At 72.8% G+C, this 11294-nt stretch carries 10 protein-coding genes; 3 read left to right on the top strand and 7 right to left on the bottom strand.

What is annotated here, in order from left to right:
* Positions 1 to 4 precede the first annotated feature (4 nt).
* Together OG729_RS29595 and lgt are read left to right on the top strand one after the other, a co-directional pair.
* A complete protein-coding gene (locus tag OG729_RS29595; RefSeq protein WP_360881624.1) occupies positions 5 to 838 on the top strand; it encodes a thioredoxin domain-containing protein in 834 nt (277 codons plus the stop codon).
* A 156-nt stretch (positions 839 to 994) separates the two neighbouring features.
* Positions 995 to 2047, top strand: a complete 1053-nt coding sequence (gene lgt, locus OG729_RS29600; RefSeq protein ID WP_405808903.1) for a prolipoprotein diacylglyceryl transferase — start codon at positions 995 to 997, stop codon at positions 2045 to 2047.
* 68 nt (positions 2048 to 2115) lie between these two features.
* On the opposite strand, the gene OG729_RS29605 is transcribed toward lgt, so the two are convergent.
* Genes OG729_RS29605 through OG729_RS29635 form a run of 7 tightly spaced genes read right to left on the bottom strand, consistent with a single transcriptional unit; the run spans position 2116 to position 10133 of the window.
* A complete protein-coding gene (locus tag OG729_RS29605) occupies positions 2116 to 2916 on the bottom strand; it encodes a CoA ester lyase (protein WP_360881620.1) in 801 nt (266 codons plus the stop codon).
* Positions 2913 to 4109, bottom strand: a complete 1197-nt coding sequence (locus OG729_RS29610) for a CaiB/BaiF CoA transferase family protein (RefSeq protein ID WP_405808905.1) — start codon at positions 4107 to 4109, stop codon at positions 2913 to 2915. The genes OG729_RS29605 and OG729_RS29610 overlap by 4 nt, the downstream gene beginning before the upstream one ends.
* Positions 4106 to 4993, bottom strand: a complete 888-nt coding sequence (gene rbsK / locus OG729_RS29615) for a ribokinase (protein WP_405808907.1) — start codon at positions 4991 to 4993, stop codon at positions 4106 to 4108. Before rbsK ends, OG729_RS29610 begins: the two co-directional genes overlap by 4 nt.
* Entirely contained in the window at positions 4990 to 6432 is a 1443-nt protein-coding gene (locus OG729_RS29620; RefSeq protein WP_405808909.1) for an ADP-ribosylglycohydrolase family protein, read from the bottom strand. The genes rbsK and OG729_RS29620 overlap by 4 nt, the downstream gene beginning before the upstream one ends.
* A complete protein-coding gene (locus tag OG729_RS29625) occupies positions 6429 to 7592 on the bottom strand; it encodes an ADP-ribosylglycohydrolase family protein (protein ID WP_360881612.1) in 1164 nt (387 codons plus the stop codon). Before OG729_RS29625 ends, OG729_RS29620 begins: the two co-directional genes overlap by 4 nt.
* Positions 7558 to 9102: an ADP-ribosylglycohydrolase family protein gene (locus tag OG729_RS29630; protein ID WP_405808911.1), complete on the bottom strand. Its 1545-nt coding sequence runs from the start codon at positions 9100 to 9102 to the stop codon at positions 7558 to 7560. The genes OG729_RS29625 and OG729_RS29630 overlap by 35 nt, the downstream gene beginning before the upstream one ends.
* Positions 9099 to 10133: an ADP-ribosylglycohydrolase family protein gene (locus tag OG729_RS29635; RefSeq protein WP_405808913.1), complete on the bottom strand. Its 1035-nt coding sequence runs from the start codon at positions 10131 to 10133 to the stop codon at positions 9099 to 9101. The genes OG729_RS29630 and OG729_RS29635 overlap by 4 nt, the downstream gene beginning before the upstream one ends.
* A 208-nt stretch (positions 10134 to 10341) precedes the next feature.
* Here OG729_RS29635 and OG729_RS29640 point away from each other — a divergent pair, with 208 nt between their 5' ends.
* Positions 10342 to 11070: a VIT1/CCC1 transporter family protein gene (locus OG729_RS29640; RefSeq protein ID WP_405808914.1), complete on the top strand. Its 729-nt coding sequence runs from the start codon at positions 10342 to 10344 to the stop codon at positions 11068 to 11070.
* The last annotated feature ends 224 nt before the right edge of the window (positions 11071 to 11294 follow it).

Raw genomic sequence — 11294 nt, forward strand, 5'->3', positions numbered from 1 at the left:
GGACGTGAGCGAGAATCAGGAACGGAAGCGGACCGCGCGCGAGCGGCTCCAGCAGGAACGTGCGTCGCAGAGGGCCCGTGAGAAACGCCGGCGGACGCTGATCGTCACCGCCGCGGTCGTCGGTGTACTCGGCCTCGCCGCCGTCGTCGGCGTGATCGCCGCCAACGCGGGCAAGAACGCGTCGAAGGACGGCTCCGACGCCGGTCCGCTCCTCGCGCCCGCGGGCGTACAGGGCAAGGACCAGCTCGCCATCCCGGTGGGCGCGAGCGACGCCCCCGCCACGCTCACGGTCTGGGAGGACTTCCGCTGCCCGGTCTGCGGGCAGTTCGAGAACGCCTTCCGGGACACCCTCCACGAGCTGGAGAAGGCGGGCAAGCTGAAGGTCGAGTACCACCTCGCCACCATCATCGACGGGAACATGGGCGGCAGCGGCTCGCTCCGCGCCGCGAACGCCGCGGCCTGCGCGCAGGACGCCGGCAAGTTCGACCCGTACCACGACGTCCTCTACGAGAACCAGCCGCCGGAGCAGGAGGACGCCTTCGGCAAGAACAGCAGGCTGATCGAGCTCGCGGGCAAGGTCGAAGGTCTCGACACCCCCGCGTTCCGCAGCTGTGTGGAGGACGGGAAGCACGACGCCTGGGTGGCCAAGTCGAACACCGCCTTCGTCAACGGCGGCTTCCGTGGCACGCCGACCCTGCTGCTCAACGGGGAGCCCATCTTCCCGGACAAGAGCGGCGAGCAGATCTCCGTGGCCAACCTCAAGAAGTGGGTCGAAGCGGCGAACAAGGGCAAGAAGCCGGGCACGTCCACGCCGGGCCCGAGCGCCGGGGCCTCCTGACGGCTTCCCGCCGTACGAGGAAGGCTTCCCGTCTCAGCGCAGGCTTCCCGCCGCAGACGCAGGCTTCCCGCCGTGCGACCAAGCGCGGCTCGTTATCCATACGTTGCCGGGTGGGTTGCCGTGCCTCCCACCCGGCAGGGTAGCGTCGGTCCTGCCATGGAACTTGCCTACATTCCCAGCCCGTCGACCGGAGTGATCCACCTCGGACCGCTCCCGCTGCGCGGCTATGCCTTCTGCATCATCATCGGCGTCTTCGTCGCCGTCTGGTACGGCAACAAGCGCTGGATCGCGCGGGGCGGCAAAGCCGGCACCGTGGCCGACATCGCCGTCTGGGCCGTGCCTTTCGGTCTCGTCGGCGGCCGGCTCTACCACGTGATCACCGACTACCAGCTGTACTTCAGCGAGGGTGAGAACTGGGTCGACGCCTTCAAGATCTGGGAGGGCGGCCTCGGAATCTGGGGTGCGATCGCGCTGGGCGCGGTCGGTGCCTGGATCGGCTGCCGCCGCCGCGGGATCCCGCTGCCGGCCTGGGCGGACGCCCTCGCGCCCGCGATCGCCTTCGCGCAGGCGATCGGCCGCTGGGGCAACTGGTTCAACCAGGAGCTGTACGGGAAGCCGACGGATCTGCCGTGGGCCCTCAAGATCACCGAGGGTACGAACCGCGAGGCGGGCCTCTACCACCCGACGTTCCTGTACGAGTCCCTGTGGTGCATCGGCGTCGCGCTGCTGGTCATCTGGGCAGACCGGCGCTTCAAGCTCGGGCACGGGCGGGCGTTCGCGCTGTATGTCGCGGCGTACTGCCTGGGCCGGGGCTGGATCGAGTACATGCGGGTCGACGAGGCGCACCATGTGCTGGGGCTGCGTCTGAACGTATGGACCTCGATCGTGGTCTTCGCGCTCGCGGTGGCGTACATCGTCATCTCGTCGCGGCTGCGGCCGGGGCGCGAGGAGATCGTCGAGCCGGAGCGGCCGGAGGACTCCGCGAAGTCCGAGCCGTCCCAGACGGCGGCGGACCCGGAGGACAAGGCCGACGACGACGGCCCCGCGGACGCCGCTGACGAGGACGCGGACGATGCTTTTGCCGACGGCGCTGCCGAGGACACTTCGGCTTCGGCAAAGTCGGCAAAGGACGCGGACGAGGACACTGAGGCAAAGGACGCGGCCGACGGCGACGAGAAGGCGGACGCGGAGTCGGCCAAGAAGGGCTGACCGCGGGCACCTGCCAGGGCACCTGCCACGAGGCCGCCAGGACCAAAGGTTCTGGCGGCCTCGTTGTGCTATCCGCCCGCCCTTTGGGCGAGGCAGAGTGTCCGCCGCGCCGCGGCCACGATCGCGGCGTCGACGAAGCGGCCGTCCGGCAGGGCCAGCGCGCCCTCGTCCGTGGCGGCTGCCTTGACGATCTCCTCCGCCGCCTCGATCTCCTCGGGCGTGGGGCGGAACGCCCGCTCGATGACCGGGAGTTGGCGGGGGTGGATGGCCGCCCGGCCGAGAAAGCCCAGCGCGCGGCCGTGGGTGCAGGAGGCGTAGAGGGCGTCCAGGTCACGGATGTCGGGGAAGACGGACTGGGCCGGCGGTGCGAGACCGGCCGCACGGGCGGCGATGACGATGCGGGTGCGCGGCCAGTCGAGGGATGTGCCGTCCCGTACGCCGAGGTCGGCCCGGAGGTCGGCCTCGCCGAGTGCGATGCCGTGGACGGCGGGGTGGGCGGTGGCGATCGCGTACGCGTGCTCGATGGCGAGCGCCGATTCGAGGAGCGGATAGAGAGGGACGCCCGGGGCGCCGGCCGCGATCCGCCGAATGTCAGTGGCGTGTGCGACCTTGGGAATACGCAGAGCACAGAGGCCGGGGAGCGCGATGAGGGCCTCGATGTCATGGGGGGTGTTGATGCGGACATGGACAGGGAGCGTCTGAGGGGAAGCGAGAAGTTCGGCCGTGGCGGCCAGGGCGTAGCACTTGCGGTCGGGGGACACGGCGTCCTCCAGGTCGACGATCACGACGTCGGCCCCGGAGGCGAGTGCCTTGCGCACGACCTCGGGGCGGTCCCCGGGGGCGTACAGATAGGTGAGGGGGGTCGTCATAGGGCGCCCTGGGTGCGCAGTGCGCTGATGTCGGCCCGGGACAGGCCGAGTTCGGTGAGGACCGCGTCCGTGTCGGCGCCGTGCGGGCGGCCCGCCCAGCGGATGGCGCCGGGGGTCTCGGACAGACGGAAGAGGACGTTCTGCATACGCAGGGGGCCGAGTTCGGGATCGGCGACCTCGGTGATGGTGTCCAGCGCCTGGTACTGCGGGTCTTCCATGACGTCGCGGATGTCGTAGATCGGGGCGATCGCCGCTTCGGCCTTCTCGAAGGCGGCCATGGTCTCGGCGCGGGTGCGGCGGGCGATCCAGCCGCCGACCGCCTCGTCGAGCACATGGGAGTGCTCGGCGCGGCCGCTGCCGGTGCCGAACCACGGCTCGTCGATCAGGTCGGGCCGGCCGACCAGCTGCATGACGCGTTCGGCGATGGACTGGGCTGAGGTGGAGACGGCCAGCCAGTAGCCGTCTGCCGTGCGGTAGGTGTTGCGGGGGGCGTTGTTGCGGGAGCGGTTGCCGGTGCGCGGCTGTACGTAACCGAGTTGGTCGTACCAGAGCGGCTGGGGGCCGAGCACGGTCAGGATCGGCTCGATGATGGCCATGTCGACGACCTGGCCGTTGCCCGTGGCGGCGCGGGCGGCGAGTGCGGTCATGACGGCGTACGAGGTGGCGAGCGCCGCGATCGAGTCGGCGAGGCCGAACGGCGGCAGGGTGGGCGGACCTTCGGGCTCGCCGGTGATGGAGGCGAAGCCGCTCATGGCCTCGGCGAGCGTGCCGAAGCCGGGGCGGTGGGAGTAGGGGCCGAACTGTCCGAAGCCGGTGACGCGGGTCAGGACGAGGCGGGGGTTGGCACCGCTCAGCTCCTCCCAGCCGAGCTGCCACTTCTCCAGGGTGCCGGGGCGGAAGTTCTCGATGATCACATCGGCGGTGGCGGCGAGCCGGAGGAGGGTCTCGCGGCCGCCGGGCGTGGACAGATCGAGCGTGATGGTGCGCTTGTTGCGGCCGAGCAGCTTCCACCACAGGCCGACGCCGTCCTTGTCGGGGCCATGGCCCCGGGAGGGGTCGGGTCTGGTGGGGTGCTCGATCTTGATGACCTCCGCGCCGAAGTCGCCGAGCATGGTGGCGGCGAGCGGTCCCGCGAAGAGGGTGGCCAGGTCGAGGACGCGCAGCCCCCGCAGCGGAGTGGGCGCCGGCGTCATGAGGCGTTGTCGATCTCGGAGCGGTAAGGCATCGAGGTGGAGGCTCCCGGGCGCTGGACGCACAGGGCGGCGGCCGCGGCGGCCCAGCCGAGGGCCTGAGGCATGGGCTTGCCTTCGCCGAGGGCGACGGCGAGGGCGCCGACGAAGGTGTCACCGGCGCCGGTGGTGTCCACGGCGGTGACCTCGGGGGCGGGGACGGTGAGGGGGGTCGCGCCCCGGGTCGCGTACAGGCTGCCCGCCGAGCCGAGCGTGATCACGACCTCGGGGACCAGCCGCAGCAGTTCCTCGGCAGCGGTGTGCGGGTCGGCGACGCCGGTGAGGGTGGCCGCCTCGTGCTCATTGGGCACCAACAGGTCGGTGACGGCGAGGAGTTCGGGAGGCAGGGGCTGGGCGGGGGAGGGGGTCAGGATGGTTCGTACGCCGTGGTGGCGGGCGGCTTCGGCGCCGTCGAGCACGGCACTGAGGGGCAGTTCGAGCTGGAGGAGCAGCATGTCGGCGGTGGCGATGAGGGCCTCGTCGCCGGGGGCGAGGGCGGTGACGGTGCCGTTCGCGCCGGGGATCACCACGATGGAGTTGGCGCCCTCGTCGTCGACGACGATGTGCGCGGTGCCGGAGGGGCCGTCCGCGGTGCGCAGCAGGTCGATGTCGACGCCGGAGGAGACGAGCGTGTGGCGGAGGAGGGCGCCGAAGTCGTCCGAGCCGACCGCGCCGACCATCGAGACCTCACCGCCGGCGCGGGCGGCGGCGACGGCCTGGTTGGCCCCCTTGCCGCCTGGGATCGTCCGGAACTCCCGCCCCGTGACTGTCTCTCCGCGTTTCGGCGCGTGGGCTACGTACGCGACGAGGTCCATGTTGGTGCTGCCGAGCACGGCGATGGCGGTCATGGGCGCAGTGCCTCCTGAAGTGTGAGGTGGGCGAGGGTGTCGAAGCCGATGCCGTCGAAACCGGCGACGGAGGTGGCGAGACGGTTCTTGAGCGGCGCGGTCCAGTGGTCGGGGAGCTTGTCGGGGTGGCCGGCGAGCAGACCTGCGAGGGAGCCGGCGGTCGCGCCGTTGGAGTCGGTGTCGAGGCCGCCGGAGACGGCACGGCAGATGGACCCGGTGAAGTCGCCCTCGGCGTGCGTGAGGGCGGCGGCCAGCAGGGCGGCGTTGGGGACGGCATGGACCCAGTGGTAATGGCCGAGGACGGAGTGGATGCGGTCCACGACGGTGTCGAAGTCGGGCTCGGCACGGGCGGTGCCGATTCCGAAGCGGATGGCGCGGGAGAGGCGTGAGGAAGGGGGGACGACGCTGAGGCCGGCGGCGAGCGCGTCGTGCACATCGGCGGTGCGGGTGGCCGCGGTGGCGATGGCGGCGGCGATGAACATCGCGCCGTAGACGCCGTTCGCGGTGTGCGTGAGCGACGCGTCGCGATGCGCCTGGGCGGCGGCGGCCGCGGGGTCGCCGGGGTGCGTCCAGCCGTGCACATCGGCGCGGATGGCGGCACCGATCCACTCCCGGAAAGGATTGCGGTGGGCGGCGGTGCAGGGCGGCTCGATGCCTTCGAGGAGGTTGCGGTAGGCGATGCGCTCGGCGGTGAAGGTACGGCCGGCGGGGAGTTCGTCGAGCCAGAGCCCGCCGAGCTGGGCGGTGGTGAACGCCTTTCCGTGGCGCTGGAGGAGCAGCAGATTCAACAGGGGGTAGTTGAGGTCGTCGTCCTCGGGCATGCCGTCGATGTTCTCGGCGAGCGAGGTGGTGGCGGAGCGCCGGTTCCAGGGGTGGGCGGCGGCGAGGTCGGGGGGCAGACCCTTGGCGGTGAACCAGGTGCTCAGCGGCCAGTTGCCGGTGGCACGGGCGAGAGCGCGGATGGCGTGGAGGGGGAGCTTTTCGACGGGTTTGCCGAGAAGACAGCCGACGCCCCGGCCGAGCCAGGCGGCGTGGAGGGCGTGGAGGCAGGCTTCCCCGGCCGGGGACCGGCCTCGGGGCGGCCCTTCGTGCGCGGTAGGGGGCGGGTCCCCGGACCCGCTGGGCTGGGGCGCTCTGTGCGGCGGGGCCGAGGGCCAGGCGGGGCAGGACGCCTTGATCAAGGGGAGTGAGGTGGGCTCGTACTCCGTCAAGGGACAGGGGAGTACGGCCAGTTCGTCGAGGAGGTCGCGGGCGAGGGCGCGTAGATAGGGCGGTGCCGGAGCGGGGGACGCTCCTGCGCTCGATGGGGCCAGGGAGCCGCCCGCCCCGGTCCAGCGGGTGCGGATCGACCAGGCGTCGCGGCCGTCCTCCTCCGCCTGGCGCAGTTCGTGGCCGAGCAGATCCTCCGGCTGGACCCAGGTGAGGCGCAGGCCCGTCATCGTGTGTCCGTCAGGAGGGCGAAAGCCGACTCGTGGCTGCGGCGGCGGGCCGTGTCACGGGCGAACACTTCACGGGTGACCTCGGCCAGTTCCCTCGCGGGGGCGTGCAGGTCGATGCGGCTGGCTTCGGCGACCGTTTTCGCCCACTCCTCGGGGACGGCGGCCTCGCCGTGCAGCGCGCCCGCGATCGCCCCGGCCATCGTGGCGATCGAGTCGCAGTCGCGGCCGTAGTTGACGGCGCCGAGCACCGTACGGCGGTAGTCGCCGCCGCCGACCACGAGCATGCCGAGGGCGATGGGCAGCTCCTCGATCGAGTGCAGCCGGGAGGGGCGGCGGGCCGCGAGGGACGGAGCGCGGTAGTCCGGGCCCACCGTGTCGAAGGGGGCGACCGCGGCCCGCAGCGGGGCGAGCGCCGACTCGAAGTCCGTGTGGCGCACGGCGACTTCGGCGACCTCCTCGATCGCCGCGTTGGTGCCGTCCTTGGCCAGGGACAGCGCCGCGTCCACGACCGAGGCCGGCGTCGCGCCGGGCACGCAGGCCGCGGCGACCGCCGCCGCGAAGACGCCTGCCGCCTCACGGCCGTACGAGGACTGGTGCGCGCCCGCGATGTCGACGGCCTCGGCGTAGGCGCCCGCGGGATTGGCCGCGTTGACCAGGCCGACCGGGGCCATGTACATCGCCGCGCCGCAGTTGACGATGTTGCCGACGCCCGCCTCGCGCGGGTCGTTGTGCCCGTAGTGGAGGCGGGCGACCATCCACTTCTCGGCGAGGAAGACACGCTGCAGGGGCAGCGCCTCCGCCTCCAGCTCCGGGATCCAGCGGGGGTTCGAGATCAGGTCCGGGACCAGGTGGTCGGCGACGGCGTACGCGCCGAGGTGGTCGCGGACCGTCGCGTACACGCGGATCAGCGCGTGTGTCATCAGGGTGTCGTCGGTGATGTGCCCGTCGCCCTTGTGGAACGGCGCGATGGGGCGGGCGGTGCGCCAGTCGGGGCCGTGCCACGGGCCGACGATGCCGTGGACGCGGCCGCCGTGCCGCTCCACGATCTGCTCCGGGGTGTAGCCCTCGACCGGGCCGCCGAGTGCGTCACCGACCGCCGCGCCGAGCAGGCTGCCGGTGATCCGGTCATCGAGTGCGAGCGTCGCGAGTGTCGTCGTCATGTCGGAATTGTCCACCCGGGGCGGTCAGTTCCGTGTGTGCGAGCAGCCCGGCGAGTTCTACGAGATCGGTGCCGGCGAGGCGGGGGAGGGCGCAGCCGGCGAGCGTACGGCAGGCCTCGCGCCAGGTGCCGGGGACCGAATCGCCACCGCCGAGCGCGCCGGTCAGCGCGCCCGCGAGAGCGGGTGCGGAGTCGGCGACGCGGGACAGACAGGCGGCGGCGGGTACGGCTTCGGCGACCCGGCCGCGGGCGGCGGTGGCGACGGCGAGGGCGACGGGGACGGTCTCGGCGGCGGCGATCCCGTAGCTGTAGACGTGGTCGACGATCTGGTGCTCGAGCAGGGGGACGAGCTCGAAGGCGCCGTGCGCGTCGCGGGCGAGCTTGACGGCGTGCTGGGCGTTGCGGCCGATCTCGGTGGTGTCGGGGAGTTCGGCGAGGGCGGCGTCCACCGCGTCGTCGACGGGCGCCCCGCCGAGCGCGGCGGCCACGGCGGCGGCCATGGCGCGGGCGCCGTGCACCCCGTCGCCGTCCTGGCTGTAGCGGGCGTCGAACTCGGCGAGCGCGGCGGCGGCGGCCGGGTCGCCGGGGTGTACGACAGCGAGGACGCAGGCTCGGATGCAGGCGGCGTCGTCGAAGTAGTGCGGGTTGTCGTGGCCGGTGGCGGGTGGGCGCAGTCCGGTGGCGAGGTTGCCGAGCCCGGCGCGTACGGAGATGCGGGCGCGGAGGGGGAGCACGGCGGACTCGACCTCGGGGGCGCGGTCGGCCGCGGCGGCGACTTCGCTGGCGAGGGAGTTCCAGGCGAGGTCGACGGCGGCGCGCATACGGCGGGCGGGGGCGAGGCCGGCGAAGAGGTCACCGGCGGCGGTGAGCACGGTCTCGGCGGCGAAGGCGGCCCATTCGGCGTCGTCGGAGGGGCCGAGGCGGAGCGGTTCGGGCGGCTGGTTGAGGGCGATGGGGACGGGGAGGGTGGTGGTGGCGTTCTGCTCGGCGAAGGTGTCGAGCTCGCGGGTGAGCCGGCGGGTCCACTCGGGCATTCGTGCGGCCCGGTGCCGCGCGGCGGGCCACCCGGCGGCGTCGCCGGCGGCGAGCCCGAGAAGGAGCCCTTCGATGGGCCGCGACGGGGTACGGGGCGCGGCGGGGCGGGGGCGGTTCTCGGGCGCCGGTGCGGTGCTCGGCGCGGGCCCCTCGCCCGAGCGAGTGGGCTGGTGTGTGCCCGCGTCCGGCTCGGGCGCGGGCCCCTTGCCCGGTGTTTCTTGCGTGGCGGGCGCCAGTGCCATGGGCGCGTCGCCGGGTTCCCGTGCGGTACTCGGCGCGGGCCCCTCGCCCGAGCGAGTGGGCTGGTGTGTGCCTGCGTCCGGCTCTGGCGCGGGCCCGCAGCCGGGCGCCTCGCTCCCGGCCGCTGCGGCGTCCGCGGCGCCCGCATCGCCGAGGTCCGCATCCTCGAGGTCTGAATCCCCCGCAGCCCCGAGTTCCGCATCCCCGGCAGTCTCGAAGCCCGGAGCCCCGTTCATGACGCCGCCTGGCTGTCGTCGTCCGGCGTCAGCAGTTCCGCGATGTCCAGCACGTGGTATCCCGCCATCGAGGGGAGGCAGCTGCCGCGGACCGGGCCGATGGCCGTGGACCAGGTCGGAGGGATCGACGACGCGCCCGCCACCGCGCCGGCCAGCGCGCCCGCCACCGCCGCCGTGGTGTCCGCGTCGCGGCCCATGTTGACCGCGGTGAGCACCGACGTACGGAAGTCTCCGCGCGCCGCCGCGAATGCCCCGAAGGCCAGGCCCACCGCCTCCGGGGCCAGGTCCGTCCACGGATAGCCGCCGATGACGACCGCCGAGCGGACCGCGCGTTCCATCGCCAGCGTGTCCGTGTGGGTGCGCCGCGCGGCCACCACCGCGCGGCGCAGGGAGCGCGCCGTCCAGGAGTCCATGGGTACGACGGACAGCGCGGCGCCGATCACCGAGGCGGGGCCGCCGCCCGCCATCGCGGCCGCCACCCCGGCCGCGACCGCCTGGCCGCCGTAGATGCCCTCGCCGTCGTGGCTGACGCTGCCGTCGATGGCGACCAGTCGCGCCGCCTCCGCCGGGTGGCCCGCCGCGAAGACGCCGAACGGGGCCGCGCGCATCGCCAGGCCGTCGCTCCATGCGTGGCGGTGCTGCGCGGAGATGGGGGCTTCGAGCCCGCGGCGGAGGTTTTCCAGGGTGCCGCGTTCACTGAAACCCGCCCCGCGGAACGGGCCTTCGTCCAGGTCCGCGATCCAGTGGTGCCACGCGTTCTCGACATGGGCGACGGTCAGCGCCGAGCCGTGCCTGGCGAGCAGCAGACCGGAGAAGATCGCGTACTCCGTGTCGTCCGTGCCCGCCGGGTCCTCGCTCACGAAGCCCTCGATACGGCCCCACCGGCGGCGGATCTCGGACGGCCGCATGTTCTCGGCGGGAGCCCCCAGCGCATCGCCCACCGCGAGGCCCAGCAGTGCGCCACAGGCCCGCTCGCGAAGTGCGCAGGCCTCACCGGCAGGATCAGCGGGATCGCATGCAATCAACTCCATGGGCCGGGCCCCTTTCATGCGCACCGAGCCTCTTCCTGGATCTGTGCCACGCGCGGCGGACAACGAGTCTGAGAAACGCCCCTGTCACCCGCTCGACTCCAGGTAAGTACGGCCTGCCTTGCTGGCGCGCCCCTTACCTCGCGCGTATTTTCGAGGGTGTTGAGGGGGAGCGGGCGCACCAAGTTCGCTGCCGGAGAAGGGGAGAGCTGTGTCCATCATCGAAACCGAGGCGACGCTCCACGTCGCGCACCGTGACAACCACACCCACCGTGATGTCAACGGTGGCTGGCTGCGCCCCGCCGTCTTCGGTGCGATGGACGGCCTTGTCTCCAACCTTGCCCTGATGACCGGTGTGGCGGGCGGCGCGGTGTCCCAGCAGACCATCGTCATCACCGGTCTTGCCGGTCTCGCCGCGGGCGCGTTCTCCATGGCCGCCGGCGAATACACCTCCGTCGCCTCCCAGCGCGAGCTCGTCCAGGCCGAACTGGACGTCGAGCGGCGGGAGTTGCGAAAGCACCCCGTCGACGAGATGGAGGAGCTCGCCGCCCTCTACGTGGCCCGCGGCGTCGAGCCCGCGCTCGCCCGCGAGGTCGCGATGCAGCTCTCCAAGGACCCCGAGCAGGCCCTGGAGATCCACGCCCGCGAGGAGCTCGGCATCGACCCGGACGACCTGCCGTCGCCGACCGTCGCCGCGGTCTCGTCCTTCGGCTCGTTCGCGCTGGGTGCGCTGCTGCCCGTGCTGCCCTATCTCCTCGGCGCGAGTGCCCTGTGGCCCGCGGTGCTGCTCGCGCTGGTCGGACTCTTCGGCTGCGGTGCGCTCGTCGCCCGGGTGACCGCGCGCAGCTGGTGGTACAGCGGACTGCGCCAGCTGGTCCTGGGCGGCGCGGCCGCGGCCGTCACCTATGGGCTCGGGACGCTGTTCGGCGCCGCCTTCTGAGGCGGGCGACCGCCGTCCGGCCCGGGCGCGACATGTCCGGCGCACGGCGCACCGGCTCCCTCGGGGACCGGTGCGTCCTTGTGTTTCCCCTCGGCGGTCGGCAAGGTTGTGACGTACGTCCTCTCCACGAAGTCCGCCCTGGGTGAGACACTATGCGAGGGGCTACATAAGTAGCCGTTACCCCGTGGTTTCGAGTCCTTAACCACCGGGCATGAGCCGTAGGC

The sequence above is a fragment of the Streptomyces sp. NBC_00210 genome, from assembly GCF_045160975.1.
Classification (GTDB): Bacteria; Actinomycetota; Actinomycetes; order Streptomycetales; family Streptomycetaceae; genus Streptomyces.